General features: G+C 74.1%; 15 protein-coding genes. 8 read left to right on the top strand and 7 right to left on the bottom strand.

What is annotated here, in order from left to right; genetic code table 11:
* Window positions 1-96: 96 nt before the first annotated feature.
* Genes AB0O53_RS02165 through AB0O53_RS02155 form a run of 3 tightly spaced genes read left to right on the top strand, consistent with a single transcriptional unit; the run spans window position 97 to window position 3,706 of the window.
* Complete coding sequence (locus tag AB0O53_RS02165; RefSeq protein WP_365192761.1) at window positions 97-1,050, top strand: alpha/beta hydrolase; 954 nt, start codon at window positions 97-99, stop codon at window positions 1,048-1,050.
* Window positions 1,047-2,945: an amidohydrolase gene (locus AB0O53_RS02160; RefSeq protein WP_350988985.1), complete on the top strand. Its 1,899-nt coding sequence runs from the start codon at window positions 1,047-1,049 to the stop codon at window positions 2,943-2,945. The genes AB0O53_RS02165 and AB0O53_RS02160 overlap by 4 nt, the downstream gene beginning before the upstream one ends.
* Window positions 2,946-2,965: 20 nt before the next feature.
* Entirely contained in the window at window positions 2,966-3,706 is a 741-nt protein-coding gene (locus AB0O53_RS02155; RefSeq protein ID WP_434094314.1) for a GPR1/FUN34/YaaH family transporter, read from the top strand.
* Window positions 3,707-3,755: 49 nt separating this feature from the next.
* Here AB0O53_RS02155 and AB0O53_RS02150 read toward each other — a convergent pair whose 3' ends face one another.
* The 5 genes from AB0O53_RS02150 to AB0O53_RS02130 form a co-directional block, all read right to left on the bottom strand.
* Window positions 3,756-4,739 (bottom strand): helix-turn-helix domain-containing protein, encoded by a 984-nt coding sequence (locus AB0O53_RS02150; protein ID WP_350988983.1) that lies wholly within the window; start codon window positions 4,737-4,739, stop codon window positions 3,756-3,758.
* A 98-nt stretch (window positions 4,740-4,837) separates the two neighbouring features.
* On the bottom strand, window positions 4,838-7,543 hold the full coding sequence (locus AB0O53_RS02145; protein ID WP_365192759.1) for a helix-turn-helix transcriptional regulator: 2,706 nt from the start codon (window positions 7,541-7,543) through the stop codon (window positions 4,838-4,840).
* 135 nt (window positions 7,544-7,678) lie between these two features.
* Window positions 7,679-8,242 (bottom strand): YrhB domain-containing protein, encoded by a 564-nt coding sequence (locus AB0O53_RS02140; protein WP_365192757.1) that lies wholly within the window; start codon window positions 8,240-8,242, stop codon window positions 7,679-7,681.
* Window positions 8,239-8,796: a GNAT family N-acetyltransferase gene (locus tag AB0O53_RS02135; protein WP_365192755.1), complete on the bottom strand. Its 558-nt coding sequence runs from the start codon at window positions 8,794-8,796 to the stop codon at window positions 8,239-8,241. The genes AB0O53_RS02140 and AB0O53_RS02135 overlap by 4 nt, the downstream gene beginning before the upstream one ends.
* A gap of 44 nt (window positions 8,797-8,840) precedes the next feature.
* Window positions 8,841-9,107: a DUF4235 domain-containing protein gene (locus AB0O53_RS02130; RefSeq protein ID WP_350988975.1), complete on the bottom strand. Its 267-nt coding sequence runs from the start codon at window positions 9,105-9,107 to the stop codon at window positions 8,841-8,843.
* 165 nt (window positions 9,108-9,272) lie between these two features.
* Here AB0O53_RS02130 and AB0O53_RS02125 point away from each other — a divergent pair, with 165 nt between their 5' ends.
* Window positions 9,273-9,812 (top strand): hemerythrin domain-containing protein, encoded by a 540-nt coding sequence (locus AB0O53_RS02125; RefSeq protein ID WP_350988973.1) that lies wholly within the window; start codon window positions 9,273-9,275, stop codon window positions 9,810-9,812.
* Between the two features lie 40 nt (window positions 9,813-9,852).
* Here the strand turns inward: AB0O53_RS02125 and AB0O53_RS02120 are convergent, their stop codons facing one another.
* Both AB0O53_RS02120 and AB0O53_RS02115 read right to left on the bottom strand, forming a co-directional pair.
* Complete coding sequence (locus tag AB0O53_RS02120; RefSeq protein ID WP_350988971.1) at window positions 9,853-11,394, bottom strand: APC family permease; 1,542 nt, start codon at window positions 11,392-11,394, stop codon at window positions 9,853-9,855.
* Window positions 11,395-11,490: 96 nt separating this feature from the next.
* A complete protein-coding gene (locus tag AB0O53_RS02115; protein ID WP_350988969.1) occupies window positions 11,491-12,198 on the bottom strand; it encodes a TetR/AcrR family transcriptional regulator in 708 nt (235 codons plus the stop codon).
* A 114-nt stretch (window positions 12,199-12,312) separates the two neighbouring features.
* On the opposite strand from AB0O53_RS02115, the gene AB0O53_RS02110 reads away from it, so the two are divergent.
* The 4 genes from AB0O53_RS02110 (at window position 12,313) to AB0O53_RS02095 (ending at window position 16,793) form a co-directional block, all read left to right on the top strand.
* Window positions 12,313-13,560 carry a saccharopine dehydrogenase family protein gene (locus tag AB0O53_RS02110; protein ID WP_365192752.1) on the top strand — a complete coding sequence of 416 codons (1,248 nt, stop codon included), beginning with the start codon at window positions 12,313-12,315 and terminating at the stop codon, window positions 13,558-13,560.
* 80 nt (window positions 13,561-13,640) lie between these two features.
* A complete protein-coding gene (gene bla, locus AB0O53_RS02105) occupies window positions 13,641-14,570 on the top strand; it encodes a class A beta-lactamase (protein WP_365192750.1) in 930 nt (309 codons plus the stop codon).
* Between the two features lie 202 nt (window positions 14,571-14,772).
* Window positions 14,773-15,690 carry an SAM-dependent methyltransferase gene (locus AB0O53_RS02100; RefSeq protein ID WP_350988963.1) on the top strand — a complete coding sequence of 306 codons (918 nt, stop codon included), beginning with the start codon at window positions 14,773-14,775 and terminating at the stop codon, window positions 15,688-15,690.
* Window positions 15,687-16,793, top strand: coding sequence for a terpene synthase family protein (locus AB0O53_RS02095; protein ID WP_365192748.1), 1,107 nt, complete (start codon window positions 15,687-15,689; stop codon window positions 16,791-16,793). Before AB0O53_RS02100 ends, AB0O53_RS02095 begins: the two co-directional genes overlap by 4 nt.
* Window positions 16,794-16,805: the final 12 nt, after the last annotated feature.

Here is a 16,805-nt window from a genome sequence, read left to right as displayed (position 1 = left end):
CGCGCCGGTGGCCGTCTCCCGCGGGGGAACGGCCACCGGCGTGATCCTGGGCGCCGTACCGGCAACCTCCCCACCGCTTCCTCCGAAGGAGTCACCATGACCAGCCGCCCCGTCCTGGAGCCCGCCGCCCAGGCCTTCGCCGACGCCACCGCGAAGCCGCCGTTCCTCTACGAGATCCCCGTCGCCGACGGCCGCAAGGCCGTGGACGACGTGCAGAGCGGCGAAGGCGTCGCCCTCCCGCCCGTGGACGAGGAATGGGTCACCGTCACCGGCGGCCCCACCGGCGAGGTCCGCACCCGCATCGTCCGCCCGAGCGGCGCCACCGGCCCGCTCCCCGTCATCCTCTACATCCACGGCGCGGGCTGGGTCTTCGGCAACGCCCACACCCACGACCGGCTGGTGCGCGAACTCGCCGTCGGCGCCGGGGCGGCCGTCGTCTTCCCCGAGTACGACCTCTCCCCCGAGGCCCGCTACCCCGTGGCCATCGAGCAGAACTACGCCGTCGCCCGGTGGATCACCACCGAGGGCGGCCGGCACGGCCTGGACGGCGGCCGCCTCGCCGTCGCCGGCGACTCGGTGGGCGGCAACATGAGCGCCGCCCTCACGCTGATGGCCAAGGAGCGCGGCGACGTCCGCCTCGTCCAGCAGGTCCTCTTCTACCCGGTGACCGACGCCTCCTTCGACAGCGCGTCCTACCTGCAGTTCGCCGAGGGGTACTTCCTGCGCCGCGACGCCATGCTCTGGTTCTGGGACCAGTACACGACCGACCCGGCCCAGCGCGCGGAGATCACCGCCTCCCCGCTGCGGGCCCGGACCGAGCAGCTCACCGGGCTGCCGCCGGCCCTGGTCATCACCGCCGAGGCCGACGTGCTGCGCGACGAGGGCGAGGCGTACGCCGCGAAGCTGCGGGCGGCCGGAGTACCCGTCACCGCACTGCGCGCCCTGGGCACCATCCACGACTTCGTCATGCTCAACGCCCTGCGCAAAACCGCGGCCGCGACCCTCGCCATCTCGCTCGCCGTCGCCACCCTGCGCGAGGCCCTCGCATGAGCGGCGCGCCCAGCATGCCCGTCGCCGGCATACGCCCGGCCGCGGAACTCCACGACGGCTCCGCGGCCGACCTCGTCGTGCGCAACGCCAAGGTCTTCACGGGAGACCCCGCCCGGCCCGGGGCCCGCGCCGTGGCCGTCAAGGACGGCCGGGTCCTGGCCCTCGGCGACGACGACCACGAACTCGCCGGGCTCGTCGGCCCCGCCACCCGGGTCGTCGACGCCCTCGGCCGCCGTGTGGTCCCCGGGCTGAACGACTCGCACCTGCACGTCATCCGCGGCGGCCTGAACTACGTGCTGGAGCTGCGCTGGGACGGCGTGCGCAGCCTGCGCCGGGCGCTGGCCATGCTGCGCGAGCAGGCCGGGCGCACCCCGCGCGGCCAGTGGATCCGGGTCGTCGGGGGCTGGACCGCCGAGCAGTTCGCGGAGCGCCGGATGCCGACCGTGGCCGAGCTGAACGCGGCCGCGCCCGACACGCCCGTCTTCGTCCTGCACCTGTACCAGTCGGCCCTGATGAACCGGGCCGCCGTCCGGGCCGCCGGGTACACCCGCGACACGCCCGACCCGGCCGGCGGCCAGATCGTCCGCGGCCGGGACGGCGAGCCGACCGGGGTGCTGCTGGCGGCGCCGGGCGCCCTCCTGCTCTACTCCACCCTCGCCAAGGCCCCGGCCCTGGACGAGGCGGACCGGCGCACCTCCACCCGTCACTTCCTGCGGGAACTCAACCGGTTCGGGCTGACCTCCGCCCTCGACGCCGCCGGCGGCTTCCAGAACTTCCCCGGCAACTACGAGACCGTCGTCGACCTGGCCCGCTCGGGCGAACTCTCGCTGCGGATCGCCTACTACCTGTTCCCGCAGACCGCCGGTCAGGAGCTCGCCGACCTCAGGCGCTGGACGCAGACCGTCCGGCCCGGCGACGGCGACGAGTGGCTGCGCCTGGCCGGCGCGGGCGAGAACCTCACCTGGGCCGCCGCGGACTTCGAGAACTTCGCCGAACCCCGGCCCTCGCTCGCCGAGGGCTACGAGGCCGAGTTCGAGCAGGCCGTCCGGCTGCTGCTGGAACACGGCTGGGGCTTCCGGCTGCACGCCACCTACGACGAGACCATCCGCCGCGACCTCGCCGTGTTCGAGAGGCTCGCGGCCGAGGGGCTGTTCCCCGGCGGCGGCCGCTGGCTCTTCGACCACGCCGAGACCGTCTCCGACCGGAGCCTGGACCGCATCGCCGCCCTCGGCGGGGCCGTGTCCGTGCAGAACCGGATGTCCTTCCAGGGCACCGTCTTCCTCGACCGGTACGGGGCCGAGGCCGCCGCCCGCACCCCGCCGGTGCGGGCCATGCTGGAGCGCGGTCTGACCGTCGCGGCCGGGACCGACGCCACGCGCGTGTCCTCGTACAACCCGTGGGTGGCGCTGCACTGGCTGGTGACGGGCCGCACCGTGGGCGGTACGGCCCTCTACCCGGCCGCGAACCTCCTCGGCCGGGAGGAGGCCCTCGGCCTGTACACGCGGGGCGGGGCGCGGCTCACCGGCGAGGACCACGTCAAGGGCGTCCTGCGGGAGGGGTACTACGCGGACCTCGCCGTCCTGTCCGAGGACTACTTCACCGTGCCCGACGCGGCCATCCCCGACATCGAGTCGGTGCTCACCGTGGTCGGCGGACGCATCGTCCACGCGGAGGCGGAGTACGCGGGCCTGGAGGAGGCCCTGCCGCCGGTCGCCCCGCCGTGGAGCCCCGTGGCCCGCTTCGGCGGATACGCGGGCGGCGGGGCCCTGCAGGCCGAGGCGATGGCGGAGGCCGTCGCCGAGTCCGAACGGCACCGCCGCCGGCGCGCCGCCCGGGGCGAGGCGGCGGTCCCCGGGCCGGCGCCTGACCTCGTCGACCCCTGCTTCGCGCACTGAACCACCAGGAGACCGCGCAGATGACCACAGTCCCCGGCACCGCCGACGGCGACGACGGCCACGGCCACGGCCACGGCGCAGGGCCGTCCGGGCGCCGCTTCGAGCCGGACCTCCGCTCGATGACCCGGATCAACCTGCACCCGATCGCCTCACCGATGCCCCTCGGCTTCTTCACGGTGGCGATCGCCTCGGTGATGACGGGCTGCCTGCAGCTCGGCGTCCTCCAGGCGCAGGACCGGCGGGCGGTCGCCCTGTGCGTGCTGCCCGCCTTCGTCCTGCAGTTGCTCGTCAGCGTCCTGGCCTTCGGGGCCCGGGACGTGATCGCCGCGACCCTGATGGGCACCTTCGCCGGCAGCTGGCTGGCGTACGCGCTGGTCATGGCCTCCGGAGCGGCCGGCGGGCCGGAGGTGCTCGGCGTGTTCAACCTGGCGTTCCTGTGCTTCGGGGCGCTCATGGCGGCGGTGACCCGGCCCAAACGCGCCCTGTGGTGCGTGCTGGTGGCCTCCCTGCCCCGCTGGGCGGCGACGGGGCTGGCCGGGCTGACCGGCGCCGAGTGGCTCACGCGCACCGCCGGGGCGCTCGGCCTCGTGGTGGGGCTCGTGGCCGCCTACGCGGCGTACGCGCTGATGCTGGAGGACATGCGCGGCGAGGAGGTACTCCCGATCGGCCGCAGCGGACCGGCGCACCACGCGGTCGAGGGGGATCTTGCCGTGCAGCTGCGCAACGTGGAACGGCAGGCGGGCGTACGCCGCACGCTGTGAGCCGGAGGCACGGGCGCGGCGCGCGTCCTGCCCCGCTCCGCCCGCGCCGTCAGGCCTCGCCCGGGCCCGGTCCGATCCGGGCCCGGGCGTCCGCCTGCCACTGGCCGGGCGGCATGCCGTAGGCGGCGCGGAAGGCCCGGCTGAAGTGGGAGGGGCTCACGAAACCCCAGCGCTGGGCCACCGCCGACACCGACACCGCGGCGGACCCCGGCGGCCGGGACAGCTCGCGCCGGCAGCGTTCCAGCCGCTCGCGGTGGATCCAGCGGCCCACCGTGGTGCCGTCGGAGCGGAACAGCTTGTGCAGGTACCGCACCGAGACGTGGTGCGCGGTCGCGATCCGCTCCGGCGAGAGACCGGGGTCGCCGAGGTGGCGCAGGACGTACTCCTTGACGCGGGCCAGCATGCCCCGCGCCGCTTCCGGCGCCCGGGGGTCCAGCCGCCCGCGCCGCTCGCGGACCAGCACGGCCAGCAGGTCGGCCGTGGTCAGGGCGAGCTGGTGGCCGGTGTACGGGTCGAAGGCGTCGGCCTGCTCGGCGAGCCGGGCCAGGTATCCGGCGACCAGCCCGGAAGTCCCTGAACTGCCGCTGAACAGGGTTCCGGTGACGGCCCGCAGGTCGTCCTCCGAGACTCCGAGCCCCTGCTTGGGCACCCGGAACGCGGTGAAGCGGAAGTCGTCCGGCTGCTCCCGCAGGAAGGGCCGGCCGGCGTCCGAGCAGGTGAAGGTGCCCGGTCTGACCAGGGCCCGGCGGCCGTCCTGGGCGAGCCTGGCGGTGCCCCGCTGGTGGAGGGTGACGTTCAGGTACTCCGCACCGCCCTCGGATATCCGGCGCTCGCTGCGCGTCACCGTCTGCGGGCCGGCCTCGACCACGGAGATCTGCAGCGGTCCGAGCCTGCGGCTGGTGATCGTCCCCACCGAGCGCTCGCGCTCGTGCAGCACGACGTCGAGGGGGATGAAGGTGCCGGAAACGAGGGTGTGCCAGTGGTCGGCGCGGTCGGCCGGCGACAGCGGCGAGGGGGGCGGTACGACGGACATGAGGGGCTCCGAGTGCGGTGCGGTCGATCCTGTTCCCACTCTCGGACCGGGCGGCGCCGCTGCCATCCGTCACATGACTTGCGTCGTACCCGGTCGTCTCAGTCGCCGGCCTCCCGCTCCACGACGTCGCGCAGCTGCCCGCGCGAGGTCACGCCCAGGGCGGGGAAGGCCTGGTAGAGGTGGGTTCCCACGGTCCGCGGCGAGAGGAAGAGCCGCTCGCCTATCTCGCGGTTGGTCAGCCCCTGCGCCGCCAGCCGGACGATCCGCTGCCGCTGCGGGGTCAGGGACCGCAGGGCGCTGTGCCGGGCGGACTCGACGGCGACGCCCGCCGCCCGCAGCTCGGCCTCGGCGCGTGCGCCCCAGGGCGCGGCGCCCAGCCCCTCGAAGATCTCGCGCGCCTTGGTGAGGGCCGCCCGGGCCTCGGCGATCTGCCGCTGCCGGCGCAGCCATTCGCCGTACTCCAGCCAGACCTGGCCGCGTTCGAAGGGCCAGCGCCGGCCGGCCGGGTCCGCCAGCGCCTCGCGGAAGTGCGCGCCCGCCGCGGCCGGTTCGGCCAGGAGCGCGGCGGCCCGCAGCAGGATCTGCCGCAGCCGCGGGGAGGCGCCGTCGCCGACCTCCGCGGTCACCTGCTCGAGGGAGGTACGGGCCTCGTCCGCGTGTCCGGTGAGCACGGCGGCGGCCGCGTGGTCCGCGACGGCGTAGCAGGACAGGTGGTAGTGGGTGGGTGCGCCCGACGCGTCGAAGAGCGCCCGCAGGTGGTGGTGGGCGCCGGCGTGGTCGCCGAGGGCCGTGGCGGCGAGGGCGGCGGCCCTGCGGGCCCGGACCGTGGTGGCGAGCGCGCAGGCCGGTTCGGTGACGGCCAGCACCTCCGCCGCGTGCCGCTGGGCCGTCGCGGTGTCGCCGGTCAGGGCGCACAGGGTCGCCAGGACGGCGAGGGCCCGTACGGTCCCGAGGTTGTGCTGTCCGGCGAGGAAGCGGTCCGCGAGCCGTTCCACGCCCAGGCGGGCGTCCGCCCACCGGCCGCCGTCGAGGTTGGCGAGGGCCAGGTCGGCGGCGGTCGTCCCGGCGTGGAAGTCCGCCGCGTCCTCCCACTGCGGGTTGACCACGTCGCCCAGCAGGCTCACGGCCGTCTCGGTCTCGTCGAGCAGCATGCACAGCACGCCGAGGGTGTGCTTCTGAGTGGGGATCAGGCCGGGGGCCGCGGTGACCGCGGGCAGGTGCCCGCGCACCGTGTTGCCGTGCAGGTAGGGGTCCGTGGCGCCGATGTCCCACAGGTGGAAGGGGTGGGTGGCCATGCCCTCGTCCCCGGCGCGGGCGGCCAGCATCGGACGGATCCGCTCGCGCTGGGCGGGGATGCCGGAGTGGTAGACGATGCCCGTCGCGATGGTGGAGACGCCCCCGTCGATCTGCGCCGACCCGGGCAGCTCGTCGGGTACGACCAGGCAGAACGCCCGTTCCATGCGCAGCATCAGCATTTCGACCAGCCCGCTGAAGGCGGATATCCAGCGCAATGCCTCGGGGTCCCCGTCGAGCCGCGAGGCTTCGGCGGCGAGGTGCTCGGCCTTGGCGATGTCTCCCGTGACGACGGCGGCGTAGGCCGCGGTGGCCTGCAGGCGGGCCCGTTCGGCCGGGGCCGGGTGCAGTTGCGCGGCCCGCTCCAGGCCGGCCAGTGCCTCGGCGACCGCGCCCCGGCCGAGCGCCCGCAGGGCGGCGGCCTCCAGGGCGGTGGCCACCGGCTCGGCGGGGGTCACGGTGGCGGCCGACAGCTGCCACGCGCGGCGGTCGGGGTCGCCCGTGAGGACGTCCGCGAGGGCCAGGTGGGCGCGGCGCCGCTCGGCGAACGGGGCGGCGCCGTAGATCGCCGAACGGATCAGGGGGTGGCGGAAGTCGATGCGGTCGGCGTGCAGCCGTACGAGCCCGGCCCGCTCGGCGGGCAGCCACACGTCGGTGCGGGAGCCGGGCGGGAGCGCGGCCAGTACGTCGGCCAGGCCCGCGCCCTCGGCGGCCGCGGCCACGAGCAGTGCCTCGCGGGTGGCCTCGGGCAGTTCGTCGACCCGGGCGGCGAAGGTCCGCTCCAGCAGGTCGGTGACGGGCAGTGGCCCCACGGCCGGAAGCCGCCCGTCCCGCGCCGCCGACCGGGCCAGTTCCACCAGGGCGAGGGGGTTGCCGGCGGCGGTGGCGAGCACGGTGCGCCGGGTCGGGCCGACGGGCGGATCGGGCTGGGCGCCGAGCAGTTCCTCCGCCTCGGCGGGCGCGAGCGCGGCCACCACGAGCCGGGGCACCGACGGGTCGAGCCAGTCGGGCCTGTGGGTGCCGCGGGCGGTGACGAGCAGGCCGATCGACTCGCCGGCCAGCCGCCGGGCGAGGAAGCCCAGCACCTGGCAGCTGCCGCGGTCGAGCCAGTGGGCGTCGTCGACGGCGAGCAGCAGCGGTCCGGTCGAGGCGACCTGAGAGGCGAGGGTCAGGACGGCCAGGCTCATCATCATGGGGTCGGGCGGCGTGGGGTCCTCGCCCAGCCCGAAGGCGCCGAGCAGCGCGCCGCGCTGACGGACCGGCAGGCCGTCCGCGCCGTCCAGTACGGGCAGGAGCAGCTGGTGCAGGCCGGCGAAGGCGAGCTCGCTCTCGGCGGCGTTCCCGCGGACCCGCAGCACCCGGGTCCCGGCGCGCTCGGCCTCGCCGACCGCGTGCTCCAGCAGCAGGGTCTTGCCGACGCCGGGCTCCCCGAGCAGCAGCACGCAGGCCGCCGCCGCGCGGGGGGAGAGTGCCTCGGCGATGAACGCCCGTTCTTCCTGACGCCCGATCACCACTGAACTCCCGAAACTCCTCGCGCGGGGGCGGGTTCCGCCCCTTCGGGAGCATAACCGCCGCTCACGCCCCCGCGAATTCGCAGGACTTGGCGCCGCGGCCCCACCCCGCCGCACATCCTGCACCCGCCGGCTTCACCGCTCGCGCACTGCCCCATGGATGGTCCGCACCGCGAACACCTCGTTGAAGGGCTCCACGAGTACTTCGGCGGCGAGCGCCACGAGGTGGGCGGGGACCTCGCCGTGCGGCAGCGCGCGCACGTACGAGAGCGCCTGCGAGGGCGACAGCACCGGCAGCCGCTGCCGCATGATCCGTACCGCCTGCATGCGCCCGTGCACGGCGAGCGCTTCGCACACCTCGTCGTGCAGATCGTCCACGGCCGTCCGGACGGGCAGGCCGAGGACGCGGGAACGGTAGTCGGTCTCCCACTCCCCACCGGCCTCGGAGGCGACCCCGATCTCGTGCAGCCCTCCGTCGATCCGGTCGACGAGGTACGGACCGTGACCGATCAGCATGTCCAAGGGGTTCCGCGTGCGTGCGTACTCCTCGGACTGCACGTAGACCTTCCACACCAGCTCGTGCTCGTGCACACGCACCACCGCCTCGCGGGTCCGCGGCACGCCGAGGGCCGCGGCCTTCCGTTCCTCGCGGGCGAGGTGTTCGCGGACGATGCCGACCGCCGTCTCACGCTCGATCATACGTGCGGCCCCAGGTCCGTGAGCGGGGAACGCAGGCCGAACCACTGCTCGGCGCCGAACTCCTCGAACCGCTCCACCTCGGTGAAGCCGAGCTTCGCCGCGAGGCGCAGGGAGCGGTCGTTGGCGCTCTGGCTGCACAGGACCACGGGCTCGCCGGGACGGGCGTCGGCGAACCAGTCGAGGGCCGCGGCGCAGGCCTCCGCGGCGTAGCCGCGTCCCCAGGCCCGCGGCAGGAACGTGTAGCCGAGCTCGGTCTCGCCGGCCTGCGGACGGATGTGACCCGGGCGGTCCGGGTCGCGCCGGGCGAGCGTGACCATGCCGATCATCGATCCGTCGAGTTCGGTCACGAAGGAGCCGGGGCGCCGGCCGGGTACCTCGGGCACGCGGCGCTCCAGCTCGTCGCGCGGCCGGGCGCCACCGAGGTAGGTGCCCACCTCCGCGGAGGCGAACAGGTCGATAAACGCAGGGCGGTCGCGGGCCTCCGACGCGCGGAGCACGAGCCGTTCGGTCCGCAACGGGGCAGGCGGCCAGGTGACGCCGTCGATTCCGATCATGGCGGGCAACCTACCCTGCGGTCGGGTCGGCCCGGTCCTTCGGGTCAGTCGGGCCAGGTGCCGGTCAGGCGCCTGACGGCCACGGCTCCGCCGCGGTCGATCGCCGCCTTGACCAGCGCGAACACGGCGCCCTGGAGGGTCGCGGCGATGAGGATCTCCCGCCAGGACCGTTCCTCGTCGGTGGCGTTCGGTGCGTCGTCGTCGTGGCCGAGCTGCTTCCAGACCTGTTTGAACGCGAGGCCGGCCAGCGCGCCCCCGAGGGCGCCGAGGGCCATCCCCACGGGCTTGTACGCGACGGTCGAGGCCTTCATGAGTACCTCCTCCACGGGTTGCTCGTCCGGTTCTCCCTGTTCTTCCCGCTCTGCGCCTGCCCGGTCCTGCGCGCGGCTAACGCGTACGGGGCCGGGTACACGCGGGACCGGGCCGGCAGCCCCTGCCGGCCGGCACGCCGATTCCCGACGGAACGGAGTTTCGCCATGGCACTCACAGCCGACGTCATCACCGAACTGACCGCGGACCACCGCGAGATGGACGAGACGTTCGACATCCTCGAACAGGCCGTCCCCGCAGCGGAACGCCGGACGGCGGCGGAGCGGCTGACCATCGAGCTCGTCCGGCACACGGTCGCCGAGGAGGAGCACCTCTTTCCGACCCTTCGGGAGGTGCTGCCGGACGGCGACCTCATCGCGGACCGGGAGATCGCCGACCACGCCCGGATGGAGAAGATCCTCAAGGACCTGGAGGGGCTCGACGCCGACCGGCCCCTGTTCGACCAGCTCGTCGTGGCGCTCAGGGCGGAGGTCACCGCGCACGTCTGGGACGAGGAGGAGAACCTCTTCCCGCGGCTGCGGGAAACCTGCGCGCAGGAGGCCCTGGAGCGGATCGGCGACAGCGTCCGGCGCGCGAAGCTGCGGGCGCCCCGCTCCCCCGCCACCGCGCCGGCGACGGCGACGGCCCCGGGCATCGGCCTGGTGGACCATGCCCGCGACCTCGTCACGGGCCGCGGCACCCGGTAACCGGGCCGACGCCGGCCGGCTGACGAGCCGGCCGGCCGGTTCAGTCGCCGGTGGTGGCAGCGGCCGGGGGGCGGGCCGGGGTCTCGGGCTCGTGCGGTGTGCGGGCCACCGCCCCGGCCGGGGCGGTGGTGGGGCGTTCGGTCCAGAACCTGCCGGACGCCGCACGGCGGGCGAGCATCAGAACCACCCCGACCAGGCTCAGGCCCAGGGCGATGACCAGAGGCGGCCCCATGCCGAACCAGGCGGCTCCGCCGGAGGAGTTGGCCGGGTCCGCCATGTCGGCCACCGCCTCCACCAGCAGCCACACCAGCATGCCCGCGCCGACGAGCGGGCCGGCCCCGATGAGCAGGAACTCGCGCAGGCCGGAGGTGAGCCGGCGCCGGTGGTAGACGGCGCAGGCGATGCCGGTGAGGGCGTAGTAGAAGGCGATCAGCAGGGACAGGGCCGTCAGGGAGTCGGCGAGGGCGTTCTCGCTGATCCGGTGGATGAGCAGGTACCAGACGGTGGCGGTGCCGGCGACCCACCAGGTGCTGACGGCGGGGGTGCGGTAGCGGGGGTGGACCAGGCCGAACCGGCTCGGCAGGGCGTGCCGGCGCGCCATGGAGAGCGCGGTGCGCGAGGCAGGGATGATCGTCGTCTGGGTCGAGGCGAGCGCCGAGGTGGCGACGGCCAGGAGGACGATCCAGTCCCAGCCGCCGAGGGCCTCGCGGGCCAGGGAGGCGAAGACGGCCTCCTCCTCGTCGGCGTGCGCGGCGAGGTAGCCGGTGCCGGCGAAGGCGACGACCGCGAAGGCCACGGAGACGTAGGTGGCCAGGAGGACCACGGTCGACCAGATGCCGGCCCGCCCCGGCGCCGATGAGGGGTCCTTGGTCTCCTCGGTGAGGTTCACGGCCGACTCCCAGCCCCAGTAGACGAAGACGCCGAGGAGCAGCCCGCCCGTCAGCGCCGTCCCGCCCGCCGCGAAGGGGTCGAGCCAGCCGGCGGCCGGCCGTACGGCGTCGAGGGAGGCGGTGCCGGCGTAGACCCGGTACAGGGCCACGCCCGCGAACACGAACAGGCAGACCGTCTGCAGCAGGACCAGGACGTTCTGCAGCCGCGCCGCCGCCTGGGTGTCGCGTACGCACAGCGCCGCCATCACCACGATCACGAGCACGGTCAGCGCCTGCCGGACCAGCGTGTCGCCCGCGAGGCCGTCCAGGCCGACGGCCAGCAGGCCGAAGTTCACGGCCACGTCGGCCAGCGAGCCGACGACCAGGACGCCGGTCATCGTGATCGCCCAGCCGCCGAGCCACCCGGCCGTGGGACCCAGCGCACGCGTCACCCAGGAGAAGGTCGTGCCGCAGTCGGGATCGGCACGGTTGAGGTAGTAGAAAGCGGATGCGATGAGAACCATCGGTACGAAGGACGCGAGCATCACCCCGGGAGCGTGTACGCCGACCAGTGCGACGATCGGCCCGATCACCGCGGCCAGGGAGTACGCCGGCGAGGTGGCGTTGAGCCCGATGGCGAGCGCGTCGACGAACCCGATCGCGTTCGGTCTGAGCGTGGCGGCCTGCGGCGTCCGCGGGGTGTCTTCGACCATGGTCCCTCACTGGTGCGGTGTGAACGGGGCGTGAATGCGATGAGGAAACCCGTGCGCCACCCGGAGGGTCAATGGTGTTGGCATAAGGCCTGCCGCTCAGGCCCCGGCGTCCGCCAGCTGCCGCTCCGCCGTGTCCAGCAGCATCTCCAGCGCGACCGGGTAGGCGCTGTGCGGCATCCTGGCGGCCAGCAGCCCGGCGGTGGCCGCAATGTTCGGGTACGCGTCCGCCGGCAGGCGGGCGTAGGTGGACTCCCAGCGCTCCTCGTCCGACGCGCGTGCCTGGGCCGACAGGGCCAGGGGGCCCGCGTCGAGGGCGGCGAAGGCCAGGCTCTGGTCGATGTAGGCGTGGTAGATCCGCACCGCGTCCTCGTCGCCGAACCCCGCACCGCGCAGGATGCCCAGGATCGCCTCGTCGGCGGCGATCTCCCGCGGCCGGCCGGTCACCCGGCTCGCGGTCAGCAGGGCGGCCTGCGGGTGGGCGAGGTAGGCGCCGTGGATGCGCAGGCCCAGGGCGCGCAGGTCGTCGCGCCAGCGGCCGGTCGGGGACCAGCCGGCGAGCGCCCGGCCGATCAGCTCCTCGCCGATGGCGAGGGTGAGGCCGTCCATGCCCTCGAAGTAGCGGTACAGGGTGCTGGGGTCCGCGCCCAGGGCGGCGCCGAGCCGGCGCGCCGACAGGCCCGCGCTGCCGTGCTCGCGCACCATCCGCAGCGCCGTCTCGACGATCAGCTTCTCGGAGAGCACCGTCCCCCCGCGGGTCGGCCGCCTCCGCCTGCGGGCTTCCTCGGGAACCACGTCCTTCGCCATCGGCGCCCGCCTCCGTAACGTCCCATCCTTATGCCAACACCATTGACCTTAACTCGGGGCGCCCGGTTCCATCAGCCCCCTGAGGCGAACGCCTCACCGAGAGAGGACCAAGACATGCGTGTTCTGCTTGTGGGTGCCGGCGGTGTCGGGAGCGCGATCACCAAGATCGCCACACGCCGCGGTTTCTTCGACCACTTCGTCGTCGCCGACTACGACCTGGGCCGCGCGCAGGCCGCGGTCGCCGCCCTGGGCGGCGCCGAGCAGCGGTTCAGCGCCTGCCGCGTCGACGCCTCCGACGAGGCGGCGGTGACCGGGCTGCTCACCGAGCACGGGTGCGACGTACTGATGAACGCCACCGATCCGCGGTTCGTGATGCCCCTGTTCAACGCGGCGCTCGCGGCGGGCAGCCACTACGTCGACATGGCCATGTCCCTTTCCCGCCCGCACCCGGACCAGCCGTACCGCGAGTGCGGGGTCAAGCTCGGCGACGAGCAGTTCGAACAGGCCGCGGACTGGGAGAAGTCGGGCCGCCTGGCGCTCGTCGGCATGGGCATCGAGCCCGGGCTGTCGGACGTCTTCGCCCGCTACGCGGCCGACGAACTCTTCGACGACATCGAGGAGATCGGCATCCGCGACGGAGCCAACCTGACCGTCGAGGGCTACGACTTCGCCCCGTCCTTCAACATCTGGACGACGATCGAGGAGTGCCTGAACCCTCCCGTGGTGTACGAGAGCGGGCGCGGCTGGTTCACCACCGAGCCGTTCAGCGAGCCGGAGGTCTTCGACTTCCCCGAGGGCATCGGGCCGGTCGAGTGCGTCAACGTCGAGCACGAGGAGGTCCTCCTCGTACCGCGCTGGGTCGGCGCCCGCCGCGTGACGTTCAAGTACGGCCTCGGCGACGACTTCATCGGCAAGCTCAAGGCGCTGCACGCGCTGGGCCTGGACTCCACGGTCCGGGTCCCGGTCCGCGGCGAGGACGGCGCCGAGGTCCGGGTCTCGCCCCGCGACGTGGTCGCGGCCTGCCTGCCCGACCCGGCCACGCTCGGGGACCGGATGACGGGGAAGACCTGCGCGGGCACCTGGGTCAAGGGCACCAAGGAGGGCAGGCCCCGCGAGGTGTACCTCTACCATGTGGTCGACAACCAGTGGTCGATGCGCGAGTACGGCTCCCAGGCCGTCGTCTGGCAGACCGCCGTCAACCCGGTGGTGGCCCTGGAACTCCTCGCGACCGGCGTGTGGTCGGGGTCCGGCGTCCTGGGCCCCGAGGCGCTGCCGGCGCGGCCCTTCCTCGACCTGCTGACGGCGTACGGCTCCCCCTGGGGCGTCCGCGAACAGGGCCCCACTCCCGCCGCCGGCCACTGACCGGGCCGGCCGGTGGAACCGAAATGATCTCCTTTGGCGTCATTGTCACCACATGACCGTCGAGGGAGAGGAGAGACGACGTGGAGCAGACCCGTCGTACCGTACTGGCTCTGGGAGCGGGGGTGGCGCTGGCCGCGGCGCTGCCGGCGGGCGCGGCCCGTGCGGCGGCACCGGCCGCGACGCCCGGGCCCGGCGGGGGCGGCCTCGGAGGCGAGGCCGTCCGGCGGCTGCGCGCACTGGAGCGCGAGTACGGCGCGCGGGTCGGAGCGTACGCCCGGGACACCGGTTCGGGCCGGACGGTGCGGTACCGGGCCGACGAACTGTTCCCCATGTGCTCGGTGTTCAAGACGCCGGCCGCGGCGGCCGTGATGCGGGACCTGGACCGCGACGGTGAGTTCCTCGCGCGGCGCATCCACTACACGCAGGGCGACGTCACCTCCGCGGGCGGCGGCTCGGTGACCGGCCGGCCCGAGAACGTCGCCGGCGGCCTGACGGTGGCCGAGCTGTGCTCGGCGGCCATCGCGCAGAGCGACAACGGCGCCGCGAACCTGCTGCTCCGCGAGTTGGGCGGGCCCACCGCGATCACCCGGTTCTGCCGTTCCCTCGGGGACCGCACGACGCGCCTCGACCGCTGGGAGCCGGAGCTGAACTCGGCCGAGCCGTCGCGGGTGACCGACACGACCAGCCCCCGGGCCGTCGCGGGCACCTACGGGCGGCTCGTGCTCGGCGACGCACTCGCCCCGCGGCACCGGGACCTCCTGACGCGGTGGCTCGTGGCCAACACCACGAGCGGCGACCGGTTCCGTGCCGGGCTGCCGCGCGACTGGGTGATCGGGGACAAGACCGGCGCCGGGTCGTACGGGACCAACAACAACGTGGGCATCGCCTGGCCCCCCGGGCGGCCGCCCGTGGAGCTGGCCGTGCTGACGACCAAGCCGGACGCCGCCGCACCGCGCGAGGACGCCCTGGTCGCGAGGGCCGCCGAGGTCCTGGCGGCAGCGCTCGCCTGACGGGCGAACCCTGCCGGTCCGTCACGCCAACCGGGGCGCACAGCAAGGATCTTGACGGTACCGTGCTGCTCCAGCGGGCTGACGTGGTGCCGGTCAGGTGCCACGATGGTCCGTGCTTCAACAGTGTGTCGTTCGGGACGCACGAGAGCGGCTCCGGCGCGTCCCGGAGGGCAGCCCTACCCCACGAAAGGGCGGACACCCCATGCGCGTTATACCCTTCGTATGGCCCTTAGGCGGCGGCCGCGGCTCGGCCGCGGAAGACCAGGTGCGGCTCTACTACAGCCGCAAGACACAGGAGATCCTGCACAAGTACGGCCCGGGTCCGCGCGTCCACTTCCACGTGGGGCTCTACCCGGACGGCCCACCGGACACCACCGTCCCCCAGCACACGCTGCAGCGGAGCCTGTTCGACTCGCAGGAGCGGATAGTCGACCACGCGGCCCGCACCTGGGGCGCGTACGAGACGCCTCCCCGGCGCCTGCTCGACATCGGCTGCGGACTCGGCGGCACCTCGCTCTACTGGGCGCAGGAGCACGGGGCGTCGGTCACCAGCCTCACCGTCGCACCGGAACACCTGCCGATCGTGCGGCGCTTCGCCCGCCGTGCCGGGGTCGCCGAGCGCGTGACGCCCGTACTGGCCGATGTGCACGACCTCGACGAGACCCGCGCCTACGACGCCGTCTACGCCAACGAGAGCAGCGGCTACACCGACCGGACCCGCCTGTTCGAGGTCGTCGCCAAGGCCCTGGAACCGGGCGGCTGGTTCGGGATCCAGGAGCATTTCGTGGGCGCCTCCGCATGGCGGGAGTTCATGGACGGCTACTACAGAACACGGCTCGGCCGGCGCGGGGAGTACCTGGCCGCGGCCGAGGCGGCCGGCTTCGAGCTGGTGCAGGACGAGGACGTGACGGACTCGGTGGCGGAGTTCTGGGTGCAGTCCATGGCGTGGAACACCGCCGAACTGGACCGGCTCCGGGCGGACTCCCGCGCCGAGCCCGGCGCCTGGACCGGCGACCGGCTCGAACAGTCGACCATCGCGCACAGCAAGTTCTTCCGCCTCTGGCGCGAGCACGCGGTGGAGACGCGGCTGCTGCGCTTCCGGATCGGCGGTGGCCGATGACCGAGCCGCCCCGGCCCTCGCTCCTCGGCGCGGGCCTGCCGCCCTTCTACTGCCCCCTGCCGCGCGACCTCGTCCATCCCGAGGCCAAGGAGGTGGAGTCCCGGGCGGTCCGGTGGCTGGACGCCTTCGGCCTGTACCCCGATCCGGTCGAACGCGCGTGGGGGCTCGCCACCCACAGCGCGGACTTCTCCTGCCGCATCATCCCCGACGGGGACGTGGAGGCCGTCCTGCTGTTCACCCAGTGGAACTACTGGGCCAACGCGGTGGACGACTGGCAGGACTCGGGCTCCGACGAGGTGGGGACGGCCGCGGTCGTCGAACACGGGGTGCGCCTGCTGCGCACCATCGAGGACCCCGGGACGTCCGTGCTGCCCGACGGGCCGATGACCCGCGCGCTGCTGGACCTGGTGGACCGCACCCACGCCCTGCTCACCCCGTACGAGCTGCGCAGATTCGTCGAAGGGACGCGGGACTGGCTGCTCGGGGCGGCCTGGCGCGCCGCCCGGGCGGAGGAGAGATCGATGCCGGGGCTGAACGACTTCGTGGCCATGGGTCCGCTGGCGAACGGCACGCGGTTCTCCTTGACCTGGTCGGACGTCGCCCGCCGGGACCGGCTGTCGGCGGACGTCCTGTGCTCCCCCGCCCTGACGGTCCTGACGGACGCGGCCGGTTTCGTCGTCAGCGCGGACAACGACCTGTTCTCCTACGACAAGGACGACCACCTGGAGCCGCGCGAGGTGAACCTCGTCAACGTGCTCGCCCACCAGGAGGGCTGCTCCCCCGCCGAGGCGGTCCCGCTCGCCGTCGCCCTGCGCGACCGGGTGATGGTCCTGTTCACCGGACTGCGGGCGCGGCTGGAGGAGGACTCGTCCGGCGGGGACGGCGAACTGCGCCGCCACCTGGCGGCGCTGGGCCACTACGTGGCCGGGTCCATCGCCTGGCAGACCCGGGCACCGCGCTACGCCAGTCCGCGCAACCGGTACGAACTGCCGCTCCCGGACGCTGAGTTCACCGTGCGGTACGCCGAGCGACCCAGCGTCGCCGGGACCGAGCCGCCGGACCTGCCGGCGCTGGCGTCCTGGTGGCGGCAGTTGCACGGCTGAGCGGAAAGCACG

Source organism: Streptomyces erythrochromogenes, from assembly GCF_040684695.1.
GTDB lineage: Bacteria > Actinomycetota > Actinomycetes > Streptomycetales > Streptomycetaceae > Streptomyces > Streptomyces erythrochromogenes_C.
This window is presented reverse-complemented; position numbering and strand designations above follow the sequence as displayed.

Coding starts and splice junctions, on each gene's coding strand:
- AB0O53_RS02165 (WP_365192761.1), top strand. CDS start 97: ATGACCAGCCGCCCCGTCCTGGAGCCCGCCGCCCAGGCCTTCGCCGAC.
- AB0O53_RS02160 (WP_350988985.1), top strand. CDS start 1,047: ATGAGCGGCGCGCCCAGCATGCCCGTCGCCGGCATACGCCCGGCCGCG.
- AB0O53_RS02155 (WP_434094314.1), top strand. CDS start 2,966: ATGACCACAGTCCCCGGCACCGCCGACGGCGACGACGGCCACGGCCAC.
- AB0O53_RS02150 (WP_350988983.1), bottom strand. CDS start 4,739: ATGTCCGTCGTACCGCCCCCCTCGCCGCTGTCGCCGGCCGACCGCGCC.
- AB0O53_RS02140 (WP_365192757.1), bottom strand. CDS start 8,242: ATGATCGAGCGTGAGACGGCGGTCGGCATCGTCCGCGAACACCTCGCC.
- AB0O53_RS02135 (WP_365192755.1), bottom strand. CDS start 8,796: ATGATCGGAATCGACGGCGTCACCTGGCCGCCTGCCCCGTTGCGGACC.
- AB0O53_RS02130 (WP_350988975.1), bottom strand. CDS start 9,107: ATGAAGGCCTCGACCGTCGCGTACAAGCCCGTGGGGATGGCCCTCGGC.
- AB0O53_RS02125 (WP_350988973.1), top strand. CDS start 9,273: ATGGCACTCACAGCCGACGTCATCACCGAACTGACCGCGGACCACCGC.
- AB0O53_RS02120 (WP_350988971.1), bottom strand. CDS start 11,394: ATGGTCGAAGACACCCCGCGGACGCCGCAGGCCGCCACGCTCAGACCG.
- AB0O53_RS02115 (WP_350988969.1), bottom strand. CDS start 12,198: ATGGCGAAGGACGTGGTTCCCGAGGAAGCCCGCAGGCGGAGGCGGCCG.
- AB0O53_RS02110 (WP_365192752.1), top strand. CDS start 12,313: ATGCGTGTTCTGCTTGTGGGTGCCGGCGGTGTCGGGAGCGCGATCACC.
- AB0O53_RS02100 (WP_350988963.1), top strand. CDS start 14,773: ATGCGCGTTATACCCTTCGTATGGCCCTTAGGCGGCGGCCGCGGCTCG.
- AB0O53_RS02095 (WP_365192748.1), top strand. CDS start 15,687: ATGACCGAGCCGCCCCGGCCCTCGCTCCTCGGCGCGGGCCTGCCGCCC.